21 protein-coding genes are annotated in these 23455 nt (G+C 70.0%); 10 read left to right on the top strand and 11 right to left on the bottom strand.

Annotation, left to right across the window (positions count from 1 at the left end; translation table 11 throughout):
• Window positions 1-96: 96 nt before the first annotated feature.
• From ACZ7NC_RS20020 to ACZ7NC_RS19995, 6 genes are all read right to left on the bottom strand, one after another.
• Window positions 97-1086: a zinc metalloprotease gene (locus tag ACZ7NC_RS20020; protein ID WP_471489971.1), complete on the bottom strand. Its 990-nt coding sequence runs from the start codon at window positions 1084-1086 to the stop codon at window positions 97-99.
• 318 nt (window positions 1087-1404) lie between these two features.
• Window positions 1405-3066, bottom strand: a complete 1662-nt coding sequence (locus tag ACZ7NC_RS20015) for an alkaline phosphatase D family protein (protein WP_471489970.1) — start codon at window positions 3064-3066, stop codon at window positions 1405-1407.
• Between the two features lie 99 nt (window positions 3067-3165).
• Window positions 3166-3558 (bottom strand): hypothetical protein, encoded by a 393-nt coding sequence (locus tag ACZ7NC_RS20010; RefSeq protein WP_471489969.1) that lies wholly within the window; start codon window positions 3556-3558, stop codon window positions 3166-3168.
• 114 nt (window positions 3559-3672) lie between these two features.
• Entirely contained in the window at window positions 3673-4482 is an 810-nt protein-coding gene (locus tag ACZ7NC_RS20005) for a thioredoxin domain-containing protein (RefSeq protein ID WP_471489968.1), read from the bottom strand.
• Between the two features lie 76 nt (window positions 4483-4558).
• Window positions 4559-5257 (bottom strand): hypothetical protein, encoded by a 699-nt coding sequence (locus tag ACZ7NC_RS20000; protein WP_471489967.1) that lies wholly within the window; start codon window positions 5255-5257, stop codon window positions 4559-4561.
• Between the two features lie 67 nt (window positions 5258-5324).
• Window positions 5325-6650, bottom strand: a complete 1326-nt coding sequence (locus ACZ7NC_RS19995) for a DUF2252 domain-containing protein (protein ID WP_471489965.1) — start codon at window positions 6648-6650, stop codon at window positions 5325-5327.
• Window positions 6651-6885: 235 nt separating this feature from the next.
• On the opposite strand from ACZ7NC_RS19995, the gene dnaE reads away from it, so the two are divergent.
• A complete protein-coding gene (gene dnaE / locus ACZ7NC_RS19990) occupies window positions 6886-10425 on the top strand; it encodes a DNA polymerase III subunit alpha (protein WP_471489964.1) in 3540 nt (1179 codons plus the stop codon).
• Window positions 10426-10519: 94 nt separating this feature from the next.
• On the opposite strand, the gene ACZ7NC_RS19985 is transcribed toward dnaE, so the two are convergent.
• On the bottom strand, window positions 10520-10684 hold the full coding sequence (locus tag ACZ7NC_RS19985; protein ID WP_471489962.1) for a hypothetical protein: 165 nt from the start codon (window positions 10682-10684) through the stop codon (window positions 10520-10522).
• 247 nt (window positions 10685-10931) lie between these two features.
• Between ACZ7NC_RS19985 and ACZ7NC_RS19980 the strand changes: the two genes are divergently transcribed.
• From ACZ7NC_RS19980 to ACZ7NC_RS19965, 4 genes are all read left to right on the top strand, one after another.
• The gene (locus ACZ7NC_RS19980) at window positions 10932-12152 is read left to right on the top strand and encodes an NYN domain-containing protein (protein WP_471489961.1); all 1221 of its coding nucleotides are present in this window, start codon (window positions 10932-10934) and stop codon (window positions 12150-12152) included.
• Between the two features lie 182 nt (window positions 12153-12334).
• The gene (locus ACZ7NC_RS19975) at window positions 12335-13309 is read left to right on the top strand and encodes an ABC transporter ATP-binding protein (RefSeq protein WP_471489960.1); all 975 of its coding nucleotides are present in this window, start codon (window positions 12335-12337) and stop codon (window positions 13307-13309) included.
• Window positions 13310-13397: 88 nt separating this feature from the next.
• Window positions 13398-14222 carry an ABC transporter permease gene (locus tag ACZ7NC_RS19970; RefSeq protein WP_471489958.1) on the top strand — a complete coding sequence of 275 codons (825 nt, stop codon included), beginning with the start codon at window positions 13398-13400 and terminating at the stop codon, window positions 14220-14222.
• A gap of 34 nt (window positions 14223-14256) precedes the next feature.
• Entirely contained in the window at window positions 14257-15012 is a 756-nt protein-coding gene (locus ACZ7NC_RS19965) for an AAA family ATPase (RefSeq protein ID WP_471489957.1), read from the top strand.
• A 391-nt stretch (window positions 15013-15403) separates the two neighbouring features.
• On the opposite strand, the gene ybaK is transcribed toward ACZ7NC_RS19965, so the two are convergent.
• The 4 genes from ybaK to ACZ7NC_RS19945 all read right to left on the bottom strand — a co-directional run bounded on the left by ybaK (window position 15404) and on the right by ACZ7NC_RS19945 (window position 19424).
• A complete protein-coding gene (ybaK, locus tag ACZ7NC_RS19960) occupies window positions 15404-15910 on the bottom strand; it encodes a Cys-tRNA(Pro) deacylase (protein WP_471489956.1) in 507 nt (168 codons plus the stop codon).
• A gap of 40 nt (window positions 15911-15950) precedes the next feature.
• Window positions 15951-16685 (bottom strand): LON peptidase substrate-binding domain-containing protein, encoded by a 735-nt coding sequence (locus ACZ7NC_RS19955; RefSeq protein WP_471489954.1) that lies wholly within the window; start codon window positions 16683-16685, stop codon window positions 15951-15953.
• Between the two features lie 11 nt (window positions 16686-16696).
• Window positions 16697-17737 (bottom strand): hypothetical protein, encoded by a 1041-nt coding sequence (locus tag ACZ7NC_RS19950; protein ID WP_471489984.1) that lies wholly within the window; start codon window positions 17735-17737, stop codon window positions 16697-16699.
• Window positions 17738-17846: 109 nt separating this feature from the next.
• Window positions 17847-19424 carry an oxidoreductase gene (locus ACZ7NC_RS19945; RefSeq protein ID WP_471489952.1) on the bottom strand — a complete coding sequence of 526 codons (1578 nt, stop codon included), beginning with the start codon at window positions 19422-19424 and terminating at the stop codon, window positions 17847-17849.
• 188 nt (window positions 19425-19612) lie between these two features.
• On the opposite strand from ACZ7NC_RS19945, the gene hisD reads away from it, so the two are divergent.
• The 5 genes from hisD to hisH are packed head-to-tail and all read left to right on the top strand — an operon-like array spanning window position 19613 to window position 23454.
• Window positions 19613-20935 (top strand): histidinol dehydrogenase, encoded by a 1323-nt coding sequence (gene hisD / locus ACZ7NC_RS19940; protein WP_471489950.1) that lies wholly within the window; start codon window positions 19613-19615, stop codon window positions 20933-20935.
• Window positions 20932-22068 carry a histidinol-phosphate transaminase gene (locus tag ACZ7NC_RS19935; protein WP_471489948.1) on the top strand — a complete coding sequence of 379 codons (1137 nt, stop codon included), beginning with the start codon at window positions 20932-20934 and terminating at the stop codon, window positions 22066-22068. The genes hisD and ACZ7NC_RS19935 overlap by 4 nt, the downstream gene beginning before the upstream one ends.
• Window positions 22065-22658 (top strand): imidazoleglycerol-phosphate dehydratase HisB, encoded by a 594-nt coding sequence (gene hisB, locus ACZ7NC_RS19930; protein ID WP_471489946.1) that lies wholly within the window; start codon window positions 22065-22067, stop codon window positions 22656-22658. The genes ACZ7NC_RS19935 and hisB overlap by 4 nt, the downstream gene beginning before the upstream one ends.
• Complete coding sequence (locus ACZ7NC_RS19925; protein ID WP_301979194.1) at window positions 22655-22819, top strand: hypothetical protein; 165 nt, start codon at window positions 22655-22657, stop codon at window positions 22817-22819. Before hisB ends, ACZ7NC_RS19925 begins: the two co-directional genes overlap by 4 nt.
• Window positions 22810-23454: an imidazole glycerol phosphate synthase subunit HisH gene (gene hisH, locus ACZ7NC_RS19920; RefSeq protein ID WP_471489944.1), complete on the top strand. Its 645-nt coding sequence runs from the start codon at window positions 22810-22812 to the stop codon at window positions 23452-23454. Before ACZ7NC_RS19925 ends, hisH begins: the two co-directional genes overlap by 10 nt.
• Window position 23455: the final 1 nt, after the last annotated feature.

The following is a 23455-nucleotide window of genomic DNA, read 5'->3' as shown; positions in this document are numbered from 1 at the left end:
CCGCCCACAACCTGACACCAGCATGGTCCCCACCCATGACCACACCAACGAGCGAACTGGCCAGCAGTCACGGCAAGCACCGTTGCAGTACTAGGCTCAGCCCGCCGCTCGGTACGCCGCCCAGTTCTGCTGCATGCGGGTCACCTGGCCCGCGGTGAACTGGTACATGCAGACGTCGTACGTGTAGTCCATGAAGTTGTGGATCGGGTCCGCGCCCGCCTTGCGGGTGCAGGTGTCCCTTCCCTCCGGGCACTCGTACGCGGCGCTCTTCTCGGCCGGGGTGTCGTCGACGTAGTCGCCGTTGCCGCTACAGCCGCCCTGGAAGGTGTGGTACAGGCCCATCCAGTGGCCGACCTCGTGGGTCGCGGTGTCGCCCTCGTCGTAGTTCGTGGCCGAGCCGCCGGGCAGGGACTCGTCGAGGAGGACGACGCCGTCCATCGAGGGGCTGGACTTGTAGGAGCTGGGGAAGGTGGCCCAGCCGAGGAGGCCGTCGCCGAGGTTGGCGGTGTAGACGTTGAGCGCGTTCGCGCCGCCCCTGCGCAGGGCGGTCTTCATCGCCTTCTCCTCGGCGGAGCCGTAACCGACGCCGTACCAGGCCGCGTTGTCGGTGTAGTCGGTGCCGGCCAGGGTGAACTGGTAGCCGGAGTCGACGTTTCCGGTGCCCTGGCCGGCGTAGGCCGCGTTCAGGACGTTCATCTGGGCGTTGATGTCGGCGGAGTCGAGCTGCCCGGTCGCGCCGTCGTGGATGACGTGGAAGTAGACCGGGATGGTGGTCGAGGCGGCCGCCGCGAGGCTGCGGTTGCCGGTGGCGGGCAGCTTGTCGAGCTTCTTCCGCAGATCGGCGTCCATCGCCTGGGCCTTGGCCGCGCTGACCTCGTTGGGCTCGGCGACGGCCTCGCCACCGTGTCCGGGGTGCGCCTCGCGGGCTGCGGGGCTGCTCTCCTCGGCGCAGTCGGCGGCCGGAGCCTGGGCCGCCGCGACTGTGGTGGGTGCCGACAGCGGAGTGAGCATCAAGGTTCCGGCCACGGCTGTCGTGGCAAGAACACGTCTGCGCGTAGAGGGGGATATTCGGGCAAGCACACGCATGCTGACTCCTGGCTGATGCGTTGGGGAGGGGGCACAGGGGTCTTCCTGGCCGCCGCCCGGACATTACGTGGACATGCCCATGTCCGAAGAGAATCGATCAGGCCCAATCAAATACCCGGCAGATGGGAGCATTTGGGGTAAGTGAATGATCAACTGTCCGGAGTGCGAGATCGCGGCGTAACGGGTTCCGTTGCCCGGGCGGGTGGTGTGTCCGCATTCGGGATGCGACTCGCACCACCCGCCGTAGCGATGTGATCTCCGGTTAACAGCCCGCAATCGGGCCAGGAGTGGCCGAAAATCGACCTCGTGGCACAGGGCTTACACAGGGTCGTAGGTGCGCTCGACCTTCTGCGTGCCGCTGCGGGTGCGGTACGAACGCGCCCAGGAGGCGCCGGAGTCCTGCTTGGTCTTGTCGGCCAGGACGTAGTAGTCCATCTGCGCGCGGTCGGCCGTGATGTCCAGGATGCCGTAGCCGTGACGGTCGGTGTCGACCCAGTGGACGTGCCGGTTGGCGGCCCGGATGACCGGTGAGGCGATCGCGGAGACGGTGCCCTCGGGGACCTTCACGATGTCGTCGAGGTTGTCGGAGGTGACCGACGTGACGACGAACTCCGTGGCGGCGGAGGCCGACAGCGGGTAGGTGCCGGCGTCCACCGGCACGTCGTTGGCCCACGCCATGTGGATGTCGCCGGTGAGGAACACGGTGTTGCGGATCGCGTTCGAGCGCAGATGCGCGAGCAGCTCGCGGCGGTCGTCCGTATAGCCGTCCCACTGGTCGGTGTTGAGGGCGAGGCCCTCCTGCGGCAGGCCCAGCAGCTTGGCCAGCGGCTTGAGCAGGTCCGCGGAGAGGGAGCCGATCGCGAACGGCGAGATCATCACCGAGTTGCCGACCAGTCGCCAGGTGGTGTCAGAGGACTTCAGGCCCGCCTTCAGCCAGTCCAGTTGGGCGCGGCCGGTGAGGGTGCGGTCCGGGTCGTCGACCTCGCCGTTGCCTGCCTTGACCTGCTGCGAGCGGAAGGAACGCAGGTCCAGCAGCGAGAGGTCGGCGAGCTTGCCGAAGCGCAGCCGCCGGTAGGTGGTGCCGGCGATGGCCGGACGCACCGGCATCCACTCGAAGTACGCCTGCTTGGCGGCGGCCTGACGCGCGGCCCACGCGCCCTCGGCGCCCTCGGTGTGGTTCTCGGCGCCGCCCGACCAGGCGTCGTTGGCCATCTCGTGGTCGTCCCAGATCGCGATGACCGGCGCCTTCGCGTGCAGGGCCTGGAGATCCGCGTCGGTCTTGTACTTGCCGTGCCGGCCGCGGTAGTCGGCGAGCGTGAGGATCTCGTTGGCGGGCTCCGTCTGCCGTACGACGGTGCCGCGCGTGCCGTACTGGCCGGTGCCGTACTCGTAGATGTAGTCGCCGAGGTGCAGCCAGGCGTCCAGGTCGCCGCGGGCGGCGAGGTGGCGGTACGAACCGAAGTAGCCGGCCTCCCAGTTGGCGCAGGAGACCACGCCGAAGCGCAGGCCGGAGACGGAGGCGTTCGCCGCCGGCGCGGTGCGGGTGCGCGCCACCGGGGAGTCCGTGCCGCCGGCCGAGAAGCGGAACCAGTAGTCGGTGGCCGGCTCCAGGCCCCGTATGTCCGCCTTGACGGTGTGGTCGGAGGCGGCGGTCGCGGTGGTCGAGCCCTTGGCGACGATGTTCATCAGCGCCTTGTCCCGGGCGACGACCCAGCTGACCTCGGTGTCCGGACCGAGCCCGGAGCCGGGCGTCGCGTCGGCGGTCGGCGTCACGCGCGTCCACAGCAGGACGCCGTCGGGCAGCGGGTCACCGGAGGCGACGCCGTGCAGGAAGGCGGGGGCCGCTTCGGCGGCGCCGGCGGGCAGCGCGGCGGCGAGCGGACCGGCCAGGACAGCCGTCGCCGCCGCGGCCTTGACGACCGTACGGCGGCGCGGATTAAGGGAGTTGTGCTGCTCGGATGATCTGTATCGACTGGTCACAGCCGATCAGGTTACTGACTGGTATGAACAAGAGCGGGCGAACCAGCGAAAGTTCGCCCACTCGTCACTGTGCTGTCAGCGGCTGAGGGCCTCGATGACTCAGGCCTTGCCTTCCTTGTCCTCTGAGCAGTTCTTGAGAGTGCCGCCCGCGCCGTTCTGGACGCAGACCGCAAGCAGGACGCGGTTTCCCTCGGGGATGTCGAAGGACTTGGCGGCACAGCTGTTCCCGGCGCCGTTGGTGTCCGAGATGTTCACTTTCTCGCTGGAGTGCGCCCCCGTATAGACGAAGGTCGCCGTTGCGCGCATGCCGTCGGACCTGTTGTCGCAAACGATCACTTTGTCCCCGTAGCTGCGGAACTCTGCCGTGCCGGCGTTCCAGGGGTCGTCTGTGTTGACGAAGACGTCGGTGCCTGCGCTGGCAGGACTGGCGGCCAGGATGGTTGCAGCGCCGGCGGCGGCGAGCGCGCAGAGCGCGGACTTGATGCGAGACATCGAGTTCCCCCTCGAATGCATGGTCGATTACGAGGGGGAATCTAACAAAAGCGTCAGTGCAAGATCAAAGCGGGCGGAGCGCTGAACTTGCTGCTGTCGGCCGCCTCTTGCAACTCAGCCCTTGAGGGCCTCACCCACCGCCTTGTTGAAGTCGGCCACCGTCATGAGCGGCGTGCCCCCGTTGAGCTGCTTGCCGTCCATGACGAAGCCCGGGGTGCCGGTCACGCCGTCCTTGTTGTCGTCGAAGGCCTTCGACATGGCCATCGCCCAGGCGTCGTAGGTGCCCTTTTTGACCGCATCCTGGAACTTCTTGTTGTCCTTCAGCGCGGGGACGGTGTCGGCGACGTCGATGAGGTAGCTGTCGTCCTTGAACTTGTCTTCCGCCTCGTCCGGGTGCCACTTCGCCGAGTACAGCGCGGTCTTGTACTCCAGGAACGCCGCGTCGCTGACGTTCAGCGCGGCGCCCAGGGCGCTCATCGCGTTCTTGGAGCCCTCGCCGTTGTCCTTGTTGTCGATGAACGTGGCGCCCACGAACTGGAACTTGTACTTGCCGTCGTCGATGTCCTTTTTCACGGTCGAGCCGACGGTCTGTTCGAACTGGGCGCAGACCGGGCAGCGCGGGTCCTCGTAGATCTTGAGGGTCTTCTTGGCGCTGCTCTTGCCGATGACGATGGTCGTGCCGTTGGTGCCCGTGGTGTTGGCCGGCGCGACGACCTTGTCGTCCTTCGCCGACTCCCAGTGGGTGGGCTTGTTGGCCTGGACGACGGCGTAGCCGATGCCGCCTGCCGCCGCCAGGACGCCGACGACCGAGGCGGCGACGATGATCTGCCGCCTCGTCTTCGCCCGCTTCGCCTCGCGCTCGCGCTCGGCGCGCAGCCGCTCCCGGGCAGCCGACTTCGAGGCCTGGCTGTTCCGCTTGCTCATGTTGGTGATCTCCATGGGGACGCGCACACGTCGTGTGCGGAATACGTATGGGTGGGCTGTGGTGCTCAGACGCTGTTCACGCGCTGGTGAAGGCGGGCGAGCACGGCGGTCCACGGCGTCCCGGGGAGTGCACGAGGAGGCGGTTGCGGGCGGAGGCCGTACGGCGGGCGGGGCGCGGGAGGCGACGGGCCGGCACGGCCGTGCGCACCGTCACCGCCGCGACCGCCAGCAGCAGCGGCCGGAAGGTGGTGGCCGCGACCGCGCTCAGCAGCTGCGCCAGGGCCCGCTCGCCGCGGCGCAGCCAGGCGGCGGCGAGGAGGCCGACGCCGATGTGGGCGCCGAGCAGGAGCCAGGCGGTGACCGGGTCGACGTGGGCGAGGAGACCGCCGAGCTGGTCGGGGTCGGTGCCGGTGACCTGGGCGAGCGGGGCGCCGACCTGGGTGCCGTCACCGCACAGCACGTCCCAGCCGACGGAGGCCAGGGGGCCGGCGACCGGCCCGCCCGCGCTGCCGTAACAGACGTGCTGGCCCGTGGTGAGGATCGTGTCGGCGGCCAGCTCCAGCGGGATCAGCAGGGCGGCGATCCGCCCGAAGGTCCGCTCCCGGCCGGCCAGGGCGTACGCGAGGACGAACACGGCGGCCGTGAGCAGGGCCACCGTGTTCAGCGGCAGGGGTGCCCGGGACAGCAGCACGTGCGACGCGGCGCTCAGCGTCACGACGAGTGACGTGAACAGCGCCGCGCGTACGGCTCGCAGCTGGGTCCCGGATATGTCCATAGCGGTGAGAGTGTGCCACGTGCTCCTGTAAGAGACCCCTAAAGGGTGCCTGTGAGCGGCCCTTTCGTCACAGACCCGGGATCCGGCCGTTGCGGAAAAGGTCCACGAAGATGTGGTGGTCGGCACGCGCGCGTGCGCCGTACTCGTGCGCGAAGCCGACCAGGAGCTCCGCGAAGCCGTCCTCGTCGGCCGCGATGGCCGCGTCGATGGCGCGCTCGGTGGAGAACGGCACCAGGGACTCGCCGGAGGTGTCGTCCGCCGCCGCGTGCATCGTGGCCGTGGCCCGGCCGAGGTCGGCGACGACCGCCGCGATCTCCTCCGGGTCGTCGATGTCACCCCAGTCCAGGTCCACCGCGTACGGCGAGACCTCGGCGACCAGCTGGCCCGCGCCGTCCAGCTCGGTCCAGCCCAGCCACGGGTCGGCGTGGGCCTGGAGGGCGCGCTGCGAGATCACCGTGCGGTGGCCCTCGTGCTGGAAGTAGTCGCGGATCGCCTGGTCGGTGATGTGCCGGGAGACGGCCGGGGTCTGGGCCTGCTTGATGTAGATCACGACGTCGTTCTCAAGGGCGTCGGTGTGCCCCTCCAGCAGGATGTTGTACGACGGCAGCCCGGCCGAGCCGATGCCGATGCCGCGGCGGCCGACGACGTCCTTCACCCGGTAGGAGTCCGGGCGGGCCAGGGACGCGTCCGGCAGCGTCTCCAGGTAGCCGTCGAAGGCCGCGAGGACCTTGTAGCGGGTGGCGGCGTCCAGCTCGATGGAGCCGCCGCCCGGGGCGAAGCGGCGCTCGAAGTCACGGATCTCCGTCATCGAGTCCAGCAGCCCGAAGCGGGTCAGCGCGCGGGCGTCCCGCAGCGCGTCCAGGAGCGGGCCCTGGGCGCTGTCCAGCGTGAAGGGCGGCACCTCGTCGCTCTTGGCGCCGGTCGCCAGCGCGTGCACCCGCTCGCGGTACGCGCCCGCGTAGATGCGCACCAGCTCGGTGATCTGGTCGTCGCTGAACGCCTTGGCGTACCCGATGAGGGCGATCGAGGCCGCGAAGCGCTTGAGGTCCCAGGTGAAGGGGCCGACGTATGCCTCGTCGAAGTCGTTAACGTTGAAGACCAGGCGGCCGTTGGCGTCCAGGTACGTGCCGAAGTTCTCCGCGTGCAGGTCGCCGTGGATCCACACGCGCGAGGTGCGCTCGTCCAGGTACGGGCCGCCGCGCTTCTCGGCGTCGAGGTCGTGGTAGAAGAGGCACGCCGTGCCGCGGTAGAAGGCGAAGGCCGAGGCCGCCATCTTCCGGAACTTCACGCGGAACGCGGCCGGATCGGCGGCCAGGAGCTCGCCGAAGGCGGTGTCGAAGACGGCGAGGATCTCGTCGCCGCGCTGCTCGTCGTTGAGCTGGGGGACCGACATCGCTGGGTGCCTCCTGGTGCAGGTGGTGCATGACGTGTGGGGGCGGATCCTCCCCTCAGGGCAACGTGCGAGGGTCCGTGGGAGTGCCCGCGTTCTTCGGATGAAGGTACGCGGGGAAGCGGCCCGAGTGTCAGTGCCGAGGCATAGACTTCGACGCTGTCCCCCAGACTGTCCGCAGCCCGTCGGGATCTCGCCCGGATCTTGTCGACGTACGTTTGCCTTGGAGGCCGAAACCGTGTCAAAGCCGCCGTTCACGCACTTGCACGTCCACACCCAGTACTCCCTGCTGGACGGCGCCGCGCGGCTGAAGGACATGTTCAACGCGTGCAACGAGATGGGCATGACGCACATCGCCATGTCCGACCACGGCAACCTCCACGGGGCGTACGACTTCTTCCACTCAGCGAAGAAGGCCGGAGTCACCCCGATCATCGGGATCGAGGCGTATGTCGCCCCCGAGTCCCGGCGCAACAAGCGCAAGATCCAGTGGGGCCAGCCGCACCAGAAGCGCGACGACGTCTCCGGTTCCGGCGGTTACACCCACAAGACGATGTGGGCCGTGAACAAGACGGGGCTGCACAACATCTTCCGGTTGTCGTCGGACGCGTACGCCGAGGGCTGGCTGCAGAAGTGGCCCCGGATGGACAAGGAGACCATCGCCCAGTGGTCCGAGGGGATCGTCGCCTCCACCGGCTGTCCCTCCGGCGAGGTCCAGACCCGGCTGCGGCTCGGTCAGGAGGAAGAGGCCCTCAAGGCGGCCGCCGACTACCAGGACATCTTCGGCAAGGACAAGTACTTCCTGGAGCTGATGGACCACGGCATCGACATCGAGCACCGGGTCCGCGACGGCCTCCTGGAGATCGGCAGGAAGCTCGGCATCCCCCCGCTGGTCACCAACGACTCGCACTACACGTACGCGCACGAGGCGACCGCCCACGACGCCCTGCTGTGCATCCAGACCGGCAAGAACCTCTCCGACCCCGACCGCTTCAGGTTCGACGGCACCGGCTACTACCTGAAGTCCACGGACGAGATGTACGCCATCGACTCCTCGGACGCCTGGCAGCAGGGCTGCGCCAACACGCTCCTCGTCGCCGAGATGGTGGACACCACCGGCATGTTCGAGAAGCGCGACCTGATGCCCAAGTTCGACATCCCCGAGGGCTACACCGAGGTCACCTGGTTCAAGGAGGAGGTCCGCCGCGGCATGGAGCGCCGCTTCCCCGGCGGCATCCCCGAGGACCGCCAGAAGCAGGCCGAGTACGAGATGGACGTCATCATCTCGATGGGCTTCCCCGGCTACTTCCTCGTGGTCGCCGACTTCATCATGTGGGCCAAGAACCAGGGCATCGCGGTCGGCCCGGGCCGTGGCTCCGCCGCCGGCTCGATCGTCGCGTACGCCATGGGCATCACCGACCTCGACCCGATCCCGCACGGCCTGATCTTCGAGCGGTTCCTCAACCCCGAGCGCGTCTCCATGCCCGACGTCGACATCGACTTCGACGAGCGCAGGCGCGTCGAGGTGATCAGGTACGTGACGGAGAAGTACGGCGCCGACAAGGTCGCCATGATCGGCACCTACGGCAAGATCAAGGCGAAGAACGCCATCAAGGACTCCGCGCGCGTCCTGGGCTACCCGTACGCCATGGGCGACCGCCTCACCAAGGCCATGCCCGCCGACGTCCTCGGCAAGGGCATCGACCTCAACGGCATCACCGACCCCTCGCACCCCCGCTACAGCGAGGCGGGCGAGATCCGCTCGATGTACGAGAACGAGCCGGACGTCAAGAAGGTCATCGACACCGCGAAGGGCGTCGAGGGCCTGGTGCGGCAGATGGGTGTGCATGCGGCCGGCGTGATCATGTCCAGCGAGACCATCACCGAGCACGTGCCCGTCTGGGTGCGGCACACCGACGGCGTGACCATCACGCAGTGGGACTATCCGAGCTGTGAGTCGCTCGGCCTGCTGAAGATGGACTTCCTCGGCCTGCGCAACCTGACGATCATGGACGACGCCGTCAAGATGGTGAAGTCCAACAAGGGCATCGACATCGATCTGCTGAGCCTCCCGCTCGACGACCCGACGACCTTCGAACTGCTCCAGCGCGGCGACACCCTCGGCGTCTTCCAGTTCGACGGCGGCCCCATGCGCTCGCTGCTGCGCCTGATGAAGCCCGACAACTTCGAAGACATCTCCGCCGTCTCCGCCCTGTACCGTCCGGGCCCGATGGGCATGGACTCGCACACCAACTACGCGCTGCGCAAGAACAAGCTCCAGGAGATCACGCCGATCCACAAGGAGCTGGAGGAGCCCCTCGAAGAGGTCCTGGCCGTCACCTACGGCCTGATCGTCTACCAGGAGCAGGTGCAGAAGGCCGCCCAGATCATCGCCGGCTACTCGCTCGGCGAGGCCGACATCCTCCGCCGCGTGATGGGCAAGAAGAAGCCCGAGGAACTGGCGAAGAACTTCGTCCTCTTCCAGGACGGCGCCCGCAAGAAGGGCTACAGCGACGAAGCCATCCAGGCCCTGTGGGACGTGCTGGTCCCCTTCGCCGGCTACGCGTTCAACAAGGCGCACTCGGCCGCGTACGGCCTGGTCTCGTACTGGACCGCCTACCTCAAGGCGAACCACCCCGCCGAGTACATGGCCGCGCTGCTGACCTCCGTCAAGGACGACAAGGACAAGTCGGCCGTCTACCTCAACGAGTGCCGCCGCATGGGCATCAAGGTGCTCCCGCCGAACGTCAACGAGTCGGTGCACAACTTCGCCGCCCAGGGCGACGACGTGATCCTCTTCGGCCTCGAAGCCGTACGCAACGTCGGCACCAACGTGGTCGAGTCGATCATCAAGAGCCGTAAGGCCAAGGGCAAGTACGCCTCCTTCCCCGACTACCTCGACAAGGTCGACGCGACCGCGTGCAACAAGCGCACCACGGAATCGCTGATCAAGGCGGGCGCGTTCGACAGCCTCGGACACACCCGCAAGGGCCTCACCGCGCACTTCGAGCCGATGATCGACAACGTGGTCGCGGTCAAGCGCAAGGAGGCCGAGGGGCAGTTCGACCTCTTCGGCGGCATGGGGGAGGAGGAGAGCGACGAGCCCGGCTTCGGACTCGACGTCGTCTTCACCGACGAGGAGTGGGACAAGACCTATCTGCTCGCCCAGGAGCGGGAGATGCTCGGTCTGTACGTCTCCGACCACCCGCTCTTCGGCCTGGAGCATGTGCTCTCCGACAAGGCCGACGCGGGCATCGCCCAGCTCACCGGCGGTGAGCACGCGGACGGCGCGGTGGTCACCATCGGCGGCATCATCTCGGGCCTCCAGCGCAAGATGACCAAGCAGGGCAACGCCTGGGCCATCGCCACCGTCGAGGACCTCGCCGGTTCCATCGAGTGCATGTTCTTCCCGGCGACGTACCAGCTCGTGTCGACCCAACTCGTCGAGGACGCCGTCGTGTTCGTCAAGGGCCGCCTCGACAAGCGCGAGGACGTGCCGCGACTGGTCGCGATGGAGCTCCAGGTCCCCGACCTGTCCAACGCGGGCACCAACGCGCCCGTGATCCTCACCATCCCGGCCACCCGGGTCACCCCGCCGATGGTCAGCCGCCTCGGCGAGATCCTCACCCATCACAAGGGCGAGAGCGAGGTCCGTATCAAGCTCCAGGGCCCGACCAAGACGACGGTGCTACGGCTGGACCGGCACCGGGTGAAGCCCGACCCGGCGTTGTTCGGTGACCTGAAGGTGCTGCTCGGACCGTCCTGCCTGGCCGGCTGAGCCGACCTCGTGCCTCGCGCGAGAGGGGCGCACCCCGCGCGTCGGGTGCGCCCCTCATCGTGTGCCTGGGCTGCAACAGCCCTTTATGCAGATGTCAGTTGTGGCCGAAGCGCTTCTGCTTGCCCTTGCGCGCCATGTCGGCGGGGGTCACCTGCGGCATGTGCTGCTCGGTCTGCACCTCCATCGAGGAGTGCTGCGCCTGCTGCTGACCACGCTCGGACTGCGGCTGCTTGCGGTCCTGCTTCTTGTTCTTGGCCATGGTGATCTGCCTCCTGTGGGGGATCTAGGGGCCAGGGCCGCGACCAGATTCACATAGGCTGATAAAGAACGCATTTCGGATAATTACCGTGTGTAACAGCGGTTGTCGGGGCGTGAGGCGTGGCGCGTTGTCGAGCCGATGCCCCGAAACGCCACGCCGAAGATCGAGTTCGCCCCGTTAACCCCCGCACGGTCGGGCAGACTCGAAGGAAGCCTGAAGCAAACCTCCCGGGAAGAGGGTGAGTCGTGTGGACCGCTGCATCGTCCTGGTGGACGCCGGGTATCTGCTGGGGGCCGCCGCCAGCCTGCTCGCCGGGGAACCTTCCCGGTCCCGGATCACCGTCGATCACACCGCCCTCATCCAGGGGTTGCGCGAGCGCGCCGAGTCCGACACGGAACGGCCCCTGCTGCGCATCTACTGGTTCGACGGCGCCCCCGACCGCGTCCCGCAGCCCGAGCATCGCAGGCTGCGCGTGATGCCCCGGGTCACCGTCCGGCTCGGTGCCCTGACCCGAAGCGACGGCCGCTGGGCACAGAAGGGCGTGGACGCCGCGATGCACGCCGAGCTGACCGAGCTGGCTCGCAACCGCGCCTGCTCCGACATCGTGCTGGTGACCGGCGACGGCGATCTGCTGCCGGGCATGATGGCCGCCAAGGAGCACGGGGTCGCCGTACACCTGTGGGCCGTGCAGGCCGCCGACGGTGACTACAACCAGTCCGAGGACCTGGTCGCCGAGGCCGACGAGCGGCGCGTGCTCGACCGTACGTGGATCACCAAGGCCGTACGCGCCAAGGAGCTCACCGGGGTGTGCGCGCCACCGCCCGTGCCGCGGCCCGAGATCGCCGCGATCCTGTCCGCGCCGCTGCCCGACTCCGCGCTCGGCGCGAGGGACGAGCGGCCCGCCGACGAGGGCGAGCACGCCCCGGCGGGCGCCGCCTCGGGGAACGGCACGCAGGAACGGGTACCGGCGTCCAAGGGCGTGCCCACCCCGAAGGACCTCGCGGCGCTGCGCGCGCCCGGCGTGCAGGCTGCCCAGCCCCCGGCGAGCGCGACGCTGCGGTGGTCCTCCGACAAGGGATGGGTCGACCGGCCCGGGGTCGCCGCCGAGGCGCCCGACGCCGCGTCCATGCCGACGCTCGCCCAGCTGACCACGGCGGAGCAGCGGTGGGCCGACCGGGAGGAGGACATCACCACGGTCGGCGGGGATCCGTACGAGGTGGGACAGGTGTTCGCACGGCGGTGGATGGGACGGCTGGGAGACCAGAGCCATCTGCACAAGCTGTCCGGGATGTACCCGCGGATTCCGCATCGGATCGACGGTGAGCTGCTGCGGTACGCGGCCCGGTTCGGGTTGCTCGCGCACAAGGACGACCAGATCGACGAGCACGACCGGTATGCGATCCGGGCCGGGTTCTGGCGGGAGATCGATGTGCGGACGGCCGCGGAACACGCTCCCGCGGGGGAGTGACCCGGCGCCGTCGTGGTTGGGCGTCGTAGCGGTGGATTTATCGGGACCGGGGGTTTTGCGGCCACCAGCTGTCGGTTTGTGCCCGGTGGCCGACCCGAGGACTCGGGCGGGGTCCGGACCCCGTAGTCTCGTGCCTTGTGAGTACGCGCGCGGCACAGGTATTTCGGCACGATGGTGACGTCGTGTGTGCCGTGCGCGGGCTGACGAAGACCTATCCGGCCGTACGCGGGCGGCGCGGGGCACCCGGCACGCCCGAGGTGCGCGCCACCGACGACGTACGGCTGGACATCCGGCGCGGCGAGATCTTCGGGCTGCTCGGGCCGAACGGCGCCGGCAAGACCACCCTCGTACGACAGCTCACCGGGCTGATGCGGCCCGACACCGGCAGCGTGGAGATCCTCGGGCACGACATCGTGCGGCACCCGGAGCGGGCCGCGCGCATCCTCGCCTACCTCGGGCAGGAGTCGACCGCCCTCGACGACCTGACCGTGTCGCTCGCCGCCGAGACGACCGGGCGGCTGCGCGGACTGGACGCGCGGCAGGCGCGGGACGAGCGGGACGCCGTACTCGACGAGCTGGGCCTCGGGTCGCTCGCCGGGCGGCCGATCAAGAAGCTGTCCGGTGGGCAGCGGCGGCTGGCCTGCTTCGCCGCCGCGCTCGTGGGGGAGCGGCCGCTGCTCGTGCTGGACGAGCCCACCACCGCGATGGACCCGGTGGCGCGGCGGGCCGTGTGGTCGGCCGTGGACCGGCGGCGGGCCGAGCGCGGGACGACCGTGCTGCTCGTCACCCACAACGTCATCGAGGCCGAGACCGTGCTCGACCGGGTCGCCGTGCTCGACCGGGGCCGTGTGATCGCCTGCGACACACCGTCCGGGCTCAAGGAGCGGGTCGCCGGCGAGGTACGGGTCGAACTGCTGTGGCGGGAGCGGGCACCGCTGGACGTGCCCGAGGTCGCCGCGCTGCAGGACCGGGTCGTGGAGTCCGGGCGGCGCTGGACGCTGCGGCTCGCTCCCGAGGAGGCCCGCGCGGTCGTCGCCACCGTCACCGGCGGGGCCGCGTTCGCCGCGCTGGACGACTTCACGCTCGCCACGCCCAGCCTGGAGGACGTCTATCTGGCTCTGGGCGGGGCCGCGCAGCAGGGGTTGGTGAAGGCTTGAGCACACAGACCGTCGTATCCGTATCGGTATCCGTACGGGACAGGGCCACCTCCCCAGTGATCCCCCGTGTGAAAGGGAGCAGCGCCACGTGAGTGTCGTACCCGCCGAGGTTCTGCCGGGCAGCGCCCTGGCCGTGGACGAGACGGCCGGACCGGCCGCGGCCGAGCTCGGGCCGCGTGCGCGGCTGTGGCCTGCGCTGTGCGCCGTGTACCGGGCGCAGTTGTCCCGGGCGCGGGTCGCGCGCATTCCGCTGCTGTTCGTGGCGACCTTCCAGTCGATCGGGATCATGGTCCTGATGCGCGGGGTCGTGGACGGCGGGGCCGAGGCGCAGGCCGTGGTGGCCGGGTCGGCGGTGCTCGTGGTCGCCTTCGTCGCGCTGAACCTGCTCGCGCAGTACTTCGGGCAACTGCGGGCCAGCGGCGGGCTCGACCACTACGCCACGCTGCCGGTGCCGCCCGCCGCGGTGGTGCTCGGGGCGGCGGGGGCGTACGCCTCCTTCACCGTGCCGGGGACCGTGGTGACGGCCGTCTTCGGGTGCGTGCTGTTCGGGCTGCCGATGGCGCATCTGTGGGTGCTCGTCGCGGTGATCCCGCTGGCGGGGGCCGCGCTCGCCGGGCTGGGCGCGGCACTCGGGCTGCTCGCGCCGCGGCCCGAACTGGCCACGCTGCTCGGGCAGTTGGGGATGTCCGCGGCGCTGCTGCTGGGGGTGCTGCCGGCCGACCGGATGCCGGAGGCGGTGCGGTTCACGCGGGATCTGCTGCCCTCGACGTACGGGGTGGAGGCCTTGGCGCGGACCTTCGGGGAGCGGCCGGACTGGGCGTTCGTGCTCGGGGACCTGGCCGTGTGCGGTGTCGTCGGCGTCGTCTCGCTGGCCGCCGCCACCTGGGCGTACCGTCGGGCGGCCGTCCGGTGACGCGCCGCACAGGTCGGCCTGGCACGATGGCAGGGTGACCGCTCCGCTGACTCCGCCACCGCCGCCGCGTGAACCGTCCCCCAACGGGGGGTGGCAGCCGCCCGCTGCCGGGCATGCGGCTGCCCTTCCGCATGACGCCATAACCGACGCTCCGCCCGGGGCACAGGGGCCGCACGGCTCTCCCGGTCCGTACGGCATATATGGCTCGTACGAACAGGACGGTCCCGGAATGAAGACCGAAGTGCGAGAGGCCGGCCTGGTCGCGGTGGTGGTGGCGCTGTTCGGGGCGCTGCTCGGGGTGCTGTGGTGGTGGCTGGCGCCGAGTGTGCCGCTCGTCGGGGATGTCGTCGACAATGCCTGGGTCGTCTACTTCAAGGACTCCGAGGGGGAGCAGGCTGTCGGGGTGGACGGAACGTTCACTCTGCTTGCCCTCGCGTTCGGGCTGGTCAGTGCGGCCGCTGTCTTTCTGTGGCGGCGGCGTGGGGGTGTGCCGCTGGTGGTGGCGCTGGCCGTCGGGGGGTTTGCGGGGTCGCTGCTGGCCTGGCGGGTCGGGGTGTGGCTCGGGCCCACGGGGGATGTGATCGCCCACGCGAAGGAAGCGGGCAAGGGGGTCGCGTTCTCGGCGCCGTTGAAGTTGGGGGCGAAGGGGGCGTGGCTGGCGTGGCCGTTGGCCGCGTTGGTGGTGCATCTCGGGCTGACGGCGTTGTTCGGGCCCCGGGATGTGGATCCGTATCAGCAGGATTCTGCTGACGGGCGGCAGCCGGGGTCCTACGGGGTGCCGCCGGCGTAGGTGGGTGGGTGGTCGCGCCGAGGGGTTTTTCGCCCCCGCCGCCCCTACCCGTCCCGTCCTCCAGGGGCTCTGCCCCTTTGACCCCGGGTGCTTTCTGGGGGCTGCCGCCCCCAGACCCCCGCTGTCGGCCCTGAACGGGCCTCGTCCTCAAACGCCGGACGGGCTGAAATGCCTCGACCGGCGTTCTGAATGCCTAGGGACGGGCTGAAATGCTTCGACCGGCGTTCTGAAGGCCCAGGGACGGGCTGAAATGCCTCGACCGGCGTTCTGAATGCCTACGCCGGGCGGCGTCCGTGGTTCGAGCGGCCCTTCTTGACGCGCCACTTTCGTTTCCGCGTTTTCTTCGACATGTCCCTCGTACTTAACCGAGGACACCGCTTCCGTCGAGAGGTCACGCACGCCCGATGGGGGCGAGGACCGCTTGGGTGAGGCTGGTGAGGTCCTCGGGGGAGAGTTCGACCTCCAGGCCGCGGCGGCCGGCCGAGACGCAGATCGTGGCGTGGCCGCGGGCCGAGGCGTCCAGGACCGTGCGGAGCTTCTTGCGCTGGCCCAGGGGGGAGATACCGCCCCGGACGTAGCCGGTGGTGCGTTCCGCCAGGGCCGGGTCGGCCATCGTCGCGCGCTTGCCGCCGACCGCCGACGCCAGGGCCTTGAGGTCCAGCTGGCCCGCCACCGGGACCACCGCCACCGTGAGGTCGCCGTCCACGTCCGCCACCAGCGTCTTGAAGACCCGCTCCGGTGACACACCCATCGCCTCCGCGGCCTCCTCGCCGTAGGAGGGGTGGGAGGGGTCGTGGTCGTAGGAGTGGATCGTGTACGCGATGCCGGCCGCCGTGAGGGACACCGTCGCGGGTGTGCCGCCGGACTGATGCTGGTTCTTCTTCGGCTTCTTCGCCATGGTGGCCGGTTCCCCAGAGTCGTGCGTCGTGTGTGGTGCGTCAGTTCAGGCTCGTCGGGCCGCGCGTCAGGTCCGACGCCGGCAGCGACGGCAGCGTACGGATGATCGAGGTCTCGGCGCGAAGGAGTTTCAGCTCGTCGCGCAGCCGGGACGCGGTGTCCGGGGCCTGGAGCAGGCGCTGCTTCGTCGGGGTGTCCAGCATCATCGCGGCCGCCACCAGATAGGAGACCACGGAGGGCTGGTCCGGCAGGTCGGCCGTCGACAGGGAACGTTCACGGGCGCCCGCCAGACGCTTCTGGTACTGCCGGAACGCGCGTAGCACCCCCTCGGCCAGCGCGCCCGCCTCGTCGCCCGGCTCCTCCGGGAGTTCTTCCAGTTCCGCCGTCAGGAACGGGCCCGATGTGTCCACCGACACCAGCCGTACCCGCGTCGTCCCCGTCGCCAGCACCTCGAAGGTGCCGTCGGCCCGCTCCCGGATCGTCGCCGCGTCCGCCACACAGCCCACGCCGTGGAAGGACTTCGCCGGGTCGGGGCCGAAGCCCGCCGCCGGCCCGCGGTCGGGCTGGGCCGTCGGATCCGGCATGCCGGGGGCGCTCGGAGCCACCTCGTGGCCGTCCCGGATGGCCAGGACGGCGAAACGGCGCGGCTCCTCCTCGGGAGTCTTCAGCAGCTCGCGCATCATGGCGCGATAGCGCTCCTCGAAGACGTTGAGCGGCAGCACGAGGCCCGGGAAGAGCACCGAGTTCAGGGGGAAGAGCGGAAGGCGGACGGTCACGGCGTCAAAGCCTAGTGGTCACCGGAGTGAACGCGTTCCGCGCGCCCACTCCGTGGATGTTCGCCGCGCGCATCCCGCTCGGCCGCCGTCCGCAGCCGGACCTCCTCGCGTACCTCCAGGAACCGCCCCAGCGGATCGTCCGAGCCCCGGCTCCACGGGAAGGACGTGGCGTACGGCCCGATCAGGCGCAGCTGCTCCAGGGCGTCCTCCCAGCGGCCCAGCCGTACCAGGACGTACGTCAGCTTGTTGCGGATCGCAGCCGGCCACAGGTCGGCCGCCGGGAACCGGGCGGACAGCGCGAGGGCCCGGTCGGCCGCCGCGTCCAGCCGGGCCCGCGGCATGCCCGGACCGCAGTCGTCGTCGAGGTAGGCGAGGGCGGCCCGGGTCGGCAGCGCCTGGACCAGGGAGTCGGCCGGAGCGTCCTGTGCCGCCCGGTCGGCGAAGTCGAGGCACTCCCGGTGCGAGCCGTGCCAGGCGGAGCCCAGATAGCGCAGGGCGGCCACATGGCAGCCGTAGTGGCGCGGGGCGCGGCGCAGTGCCGCCTCCCACAGTTCGCCGAAGTAGGTGTGCCCGGCGCGGGAGCCGCGCGCGTGGTCCAGGGCGATCCGCCACGGCACCGGGTCGCGGTCGTCGGCCCGCGCGGCGGCGGTGATCATCGGGCTCACCCCGCGCAGCACCTCGGCCCGCGCCGGTGACCGCCAGGCGTGGTCCACCGCGACCTGGGCCCTGATCAGCAGCGCGTCCGGATCGTGCGGGGCCGCCGCGTACCAGGCCTCCAGCCACTCCGGGCGGGAGCGCGCGAAGGCCGCTAGATGCAGCGCGTATCTGTCGCGGTATTCCCACTGCGCCTGCTGCCGGGTGACGGCGAGCAGTTCGGCGGCCGGTTGGTACGCGCCCCGCCCGGCCGCGACCAGCGCGGGGCCCAGGCGGTCGTCGGGCGCGTCGAGAAGCACCTCGTCGTCGGCGTGGAGACCGACGGCGGGGCGCTGCGCGGTCCTTGCCGACCGGGACGCCCGGCCGAACGGCAGCATGAGAGCCATGGTGTCGACCATTGAAGGACCGCTGGTCACGCCCGCGCCAGAGGGAACGGGCAAGATGTGGAAAGTTGTACGCCAACAGGTCAAGAACGGGTAAAGGGGTAGAGTTCAACAATCGTCGATCTCAGCTTCGGCGCAGCGTGCGCGTGGCCCCGGTGGCCACCGTCGTCGCCAGGATCCAGCCCAGCAGGATCATCGCCGCGGCCAGCCATTGCCAGGCGCCGCTCAGCTGCCAGAACCCGACCTGGCCCAGATCGATGACCGGCAGCAGCAGGTCGAGGGCGAACAGGGGCGGGTTCCACGTCGGGTGCTCGGTGCCCTTCAGCGGCGGCGGATCGGCGTACACGAAGGCCACCGAGCTCGCCGCCCACAGCACCGCCATCCACACCGCCGCCCGGCCCGGCCGGTAGCCGTAGGCGACCATCCAGTCCTGTGCGTAACCCCACAGCTTGGCCGCGGGCGGCAGGGTCTCGCGGCGCCGGCGCTGCTTGGCGAGCAGCACCTCGCGCGCGTCCTCGTCCTCACCGCCGTTGCGCAGGACGGCGGCCAGTCGCTCGTACGGCTCCGGGTTGTACTCGGCGGTCGCGGCGGCCACCCACTCCAGCCGCCGCTCCAGCGGGAACGGGCCGCGCGGCACGAGGTTCTCGTAGGTGAACCCGCCCATGTGCAGCAGCCCAGGCCCCGGCCAGGCGTCCGCCCGGTCCATCAGGTTGACGATCCGTGCCCCGGACAGCACCACCCTGCCGCGCTCCGGCCGCTCCCCGAGGAAGCGCAGCTCGGGTGTCTGGACGCGGCGCAGCGACAGCTCCTGCTCGTCGCTGAAGGCGAACCGGGCCCGCTCCAGGTCGACGGCGTCCCCGAACCGCCCGTCGTCCAGCCGCACCCCGCCCTGGCACGCGAACCGCTGGATGCGCGTCCCGCGCGCGGGGGTGCGGCCGCTCAGCAGCGGACTGCCGACGCCCGCCGGGGTCAGGTAGAGGGTGCGCCCGACGGTCAGCTGGGGGGCGTTCAGCGCGAGCCGCGTGTACGGGTTGACCAGCCGTGCGCCCCGCAGGCTCAGCGACACGCCGATGCTGGCGCCGCGCAGACTCAGCTCGCCGTGCGACTCCAGCATCTCGGCCTGGAGGTCCTGGCCGACGCTGATGCCGTCCGCCGCTATCGAGCGGCCGCTGCGGTCGCGGTAGACGATCGCCTGGTTGAGCAGCAGATCCGTGCCGATGTGGGCGTCGGTGAGCCGTACGCCGTTGTGGAACCGGCAGCGCGGCAGATGCAGATCGCCCTCGGTGTGCACCCGGGCGGCCTCCAGCCGCGGCACCGCGCAGTCCACCAGCCGGACGGTGGTGAAGCGGGCCTCGGGCAGCCGGACTTCCTGGTCGAAGCGGCAGCCGCGCAGTTCGACGTACGGCACCACCGTGCCGCCCGCCAGGTCCATCGTGTCGCTGATCCGCACGCCGACCAGCTTCAGCGAAGACACCCGGCCCGCGAGCGCGGGCGGCCCGTCCAGCAGCAGCCAGCAGACGATACGCGCGCGTACGGTCCGCTCCTCGCCCCAGGGGTGCCCGCCGTGCGGATCGTCGACGACCGTGTCGCCGCTGCTCAGGTCGTACACGCTGCCGTTGCGGAAGGCCTGCCACATGCCTATCTCGGCGGCGGTCAGATCGTCCGGCGGATCCCCGTCCCGGATGCCGGCCCCCTCGGTCACGTCTCTTTCATCCCTCTCAGCTACTCGTGGGTTTATACAACCGTTCATGCCCGCTGTGTGACGCCCCGAACGCTAGACGTGAAGGTGATCTTCCGGGTTCCCGCAGGGTTCTGTATCAGCCATTGATACGCGCGAACGGTGCCGGACCCGGGTCTGAGAGAATTGAGCCCGTGCTGCGAAATTCCTTCTTGGCCCGAATCGATCTGCGCGGCGACGCCCTTCCCGAGGGCCCCGCCCTGCGCGACCTGCTGCCCCGAGCCGACTTCGACGTATCCGCCGCCCTGGAGAAGGTGCGTCCGATCTGCGAGGCCGTGCATCATCGGGGCGACGCGGCGCTGATCGACTTCGCCGAGAAGTTCGACGGGGTCAAGCTCGACCAGGTGCGGGTGCCCGCGGCGGCCCTCACGCGCGCGTTGGCAGAGCTCGACCCGGCCGTGCGCGCGGCCCTGGAGGAGTCCATCCGGCGCGCCCGTCTCGTCCACCGCGAGCAGCGCCGTACCTCGCACACCACCCAGGTCGTCCCCGGCGGCTCGGTCACCGAGAAGTGGGTGCCGGTCGAGCGGGTCGGGCTCTACGCGCCCGGCGGCCGGTCGGTCTACCCGTCCTCCGTGGTCATGAACGTCGTCCCCGCCCAAGAGGCCGGCGTCGAGTCGATCGCGCTGGCCTCCCCGGCCCAGGCCGAGTTCGACGGCCTCCCGCACCCGACGATCCTGGCCGCCTGCGCGCTGCTCGGCGTCGACGAGGTGTACGCCGCCGGAGGCGCGACCGCCGTCGCGATGTTCGCGTACGGCACCGAGTCCTGCCGGCCCGTCAACATGGTCACCGGCCCCGGCAACATCTGGGTCGCCGCCGCCAAGCGCTACTTCACCGGCAAGATCGGCATCGACGCCGAGGCGGGCCCGACCGAGATCGCGATCCTGGCCGACGCGACCGCCGACCCGGTGCACGTCGCCTCCGACCTGATCAGCCAGGCCGAGCACGACCCGCTGGCCGCCGCCGTCCTCGTCACCGACTCCGTGGAGCTCGCGGACGCGGTGGAGAAGGAGCTGGAGCCGCAGGTCGCGGCCACCAAGCACATCGACGACCGGATCGTCCCGGCCCTGAAGGGCAGACAGTCCGCGATCGTCCTGGTCGACGGTGTGGACGAGGGCCTCAGGGTCGTCGACGCGTACGGTGCCGAGCACCTGGAGATCCAGACCGCCGACGCCACCGCGGTGGCCGACCGGGTGCGCAACGCCGGCGCGATCTTCATCGGCCCCTGGGCACCGGTGTCGCTCGGCGACTACGCCGCCGGCTCCAACCATGTGCTGCCCACCGGCGGCTGCGCCTGCCACTCCTCGGGTCTGTCCGTCCAGTCCTTCCTGCGCGGCATCCACATCGTCGACTACACGAAGGACGCGCTGGCCGAGGTCGCGCAGCACGTGGTGACGCTGGCGGAGGCGGAGGATCTGCCGGCGCACGGCGCGGCGGTCAAGGCGAGGTTCGGCTGGAAGGTACCCGAGAGCAAGTGACCGGCATCGACGATCTCCCCGTACGGGACGAGCTGCGCGGCAAGTCCCCCTACGGCGCGCCCCAGTTGGACGTCCCCGTACGGCTGAACACCAACGAGAACCCCTACCCGCTGCCCGAGGCCCTGGTCGAGCGCATCACCGAGCGGGTCCGTGAGGCGGCCCGGAACCTCAACCGCTACCCGGACCGGGACGCGGTGGAGCTGCGCACCCAGCTCGCCAGGTACCTGACGGACACGTCCGGCCACGAGGTCGGCCTGGCCAACGTCTGGGCGGCGAACGGCTCCAACGAGGTCATCCAGCAGCTGCTGCAGACCTTCGGCGGTCCTGGCCGTACCGCGATCGGCTTCGAGCCGTCGTACTCGATGCACGGACTCATCTCGCGCGGCACCGGCACCGGCTGGATCTCCGGCCCCCGCAACGACGACTTCACGATCGACCTCGCGGCCGCCGAGAAGGCGATCGCAGAGCACCGGCCGGACGTCGTCTTCATCACCACGCCCAACAACCCCACGGGCAACGCCGTCCCGCCCGAGACCGTCCTCGCGCTGTACGAGGCCGCGCAGGCGGCGAAGCCGTCGATGGTCGTGGTCGACGAGGCGTACATCGAGTTCAGCCACGGCGACTCGCTGCTGCCACTGCTCGAAGGCAGGCCGAATCTCGTCGTCTCCCGGACGATGTCGAAGGCCTTCGGCGCCGCCGGCCTGCGCCTGGGCTATCTCGCCGCGGACCCGGCGGTGGTGGACGCCGTCCAGCTCGTACGGCTGCCCTACCACCTGTCGGCCGTCACCCAGGCGACCGCGCTGGCCGCCCTGGAGCACACCGACACGCTGCTCAAGTACGTCGAGCAGCTGAAGGCTGAGCGGGACCGGCTGGTCACCGAGCTGCTGGCGATCGGCTACGAGGTCACCGCGTCGGACGCCAACTTCGTGCAGTTCGGGCGGTTCGACGACGCCCACGCCGTCTGGCAGCAGATCCTCGACCGGGGCGTCCTGGTCCGGGACAACGGCGTGCCGGGCTGGCTGCGGGTGACCGCCGGAACCCCCGAAGAGAACGACGCGTTCCTCGACGCCGTACGTGAACTACTGAGTTTTGTGGGGGACACCCCCGCACCCCCGGAGGAGCAGAGCGCATGAACCGCGTAGGCCGCATAGAGCGGGTGACGAAGGAGACCTCGGTCCTCGTCGAGATCGATCTCGACGGGTCCGGCAAGGTCGATGTGTCGACAGGCGTCGGCTTCTACGACCACATGCTCGACCAGCTCGGCCGGCACGGTCTGTTCGACCTGACCGTGAAGACCGAGGGCGACCTGCACATCGACTCCCACCACACCATCGAGGACACCGCCCTCGCGCTGGGCGCCGCCTTCAAGCAGGCCCTCGGCGACAAGGTGGGGATCTACCGCTTCGGCAACTGCACGGTCCCGCTGGACGAGTCCCTCGCCCAGGTCACCGTCGACCTGTCCGGCCGCCCCTACCTCGTGCACACCGAGCCCGAGAACATGGCGCCGATGATCGGCGAGTACGACACCACGATGACCCGGCACATCCTGGAGTCCTTCGTCGCCCAGGCGCAGATCGCGCTGCACGTGCACGTGCCGTACGGGCGCAACGCGCACCACATCGTGGAGTGCCAGTTCAAGGCGCTGGCGCGGGCGCTGCGGTACGCGAGCGAGAAGGACCCGCGCGCGGCCGGAATCCTGCCCTCCACGAAGGGCGCGCTGTGAACGGGCTGTCCACCATCCTGATCGTCGTCGGTCTCTTCCTGGTCGGCGGCATCATCTCCTTCGCCAAGCAGGAGATGCCGAAGAGCCTCATCGTGCTGCTGTCGATAGGCGCCGCGATGTGTCTCGTCGCGGGCGTCCTCAGGCTGGAGGTGTGGAATTGAGCACCAAGAAGGTCGTGGTCTTCGACTACGGCTTCGGCAATGTGAGGTCGGCCGAACGCGCCCTCGCGCGCGCGGGCGCCGATGTCGAGATCACCCGTGACTTCGACCGGGCCATGAACGCCGACGGCCTGCTCGTGCCGGGCGTCGGTGCCTTCGCGGCCTGTATGCGGGGGCTCACCGAGGCACGCGGCGACTGGATCATCGACCGTCGGCTGTCCGGCGGACGTCCCGTGATGGGCATCTGCGTCGGCATGCAGATCCTGTTCGCGCGCGGCATCGAGCACGGCGTCGAGACCGAGGGTCTCGGCGAGTGGCCGGGCTCGGTGGAGCCGTTGCAGGCCGATGTCGTGCCCCACATGGGCTGGAACACCGTGGACGTGGCGGCGGGCACCGAGCTGTTCGCCGGCCTGGACGCGGACGCCCGCTTCTACTTCGTGCACTCCTACGCCGTCCAGGACTGGGCTCTGGAGACGCACAACCCGGCGATGACCGCGCCCAAGGTCACCTGGTCGACGCACGGCAAGCCCTTCGTGGCCGCCGTGGAGAACGGCGCCCTGTGGGCCACGCAGTTCCACCCCGAGAAGTCCGGCGACGCCGGAGCGCAGCTGCTCACCAACTGGATCGGAACCCTGTAGA

Source organism: Streptomyces sp. NPDC111802 (assembly GCF_055634335.1).
This window is presented reverse-complemented; position numbering and strand designations above follow the sequence as displayed.

Excerpts from the sequence above, each read along its gene's own strand:
- ACZ7NC_RS20020 (WP_471489971.1), bottom strand. The coding sequence starts at position 1,086 with ATGCGTGTGCTTGCCCGAATATCCCCCTCTACGCGCAGACGTGTTCTT.
- ACZ7NC_RS20010 (WP_471489969.1), bottom strand. The coding sequence starts at position 3,558 with ATGTCTCGCATCAAGTCCGCGCTCTGCGCGCTCGCCGCCGCCGGCGCT.
- ACZ7NC_RS20005 (WP_471489968.1), bottom strand. The coding sequence starts at position 4,482 with ATGAGCAAGCGGAACAGCCAGGCCTCGAAGTCGGCTGCCCGGGAGCGG.
- ACZ7NC_RS20000 (WP_471489967.1), bottom strand. The coding sequence starts at position 5,257 with ATGGACATATCCGGGACCCAGCTGCGAGCCGTACGCGCGGCGCTGTTC.
- ACZ7NC_RS19995 (WP_471489965.1), bottom strand. The coding sequence starts at position 6,650 with ATGTCGGTCCCCCAGCTCAACGACGAGCAGCGCGGCGACGAGATCCTC.
- ACZ7NC_RS19985 (WP_471489962.1), bottom strand. The coding sequence starts at position 10,684 with ATGGCCAAGAACAAGAAGCAGGACCGCAAGCAGCCGCAGTCCGAGCGT.
- ybaK (WP_471489956.1), bottom strand. The coding sequence starts at position 15,910 with ATGGCGAAGAAGCCGAAGAAGAACCAGCATCAGTCCGGCGGCACACCC.
- ACZ7NC_RS19950 (WP_471489984.1), bottom strand. The coding sequence starts at position 17,737 with ATGGTCGACACCATGGCTCTCATGCTGCCGTTCGGCCGGGCGTCCCGG.
- hisB (WP_471489946.1), top strand. The coding sequence starts at position 22,065 with ATGAACCGCGTAGGCCGCATAGAGCGGGTGACGAAGGAGACCTCGGTC.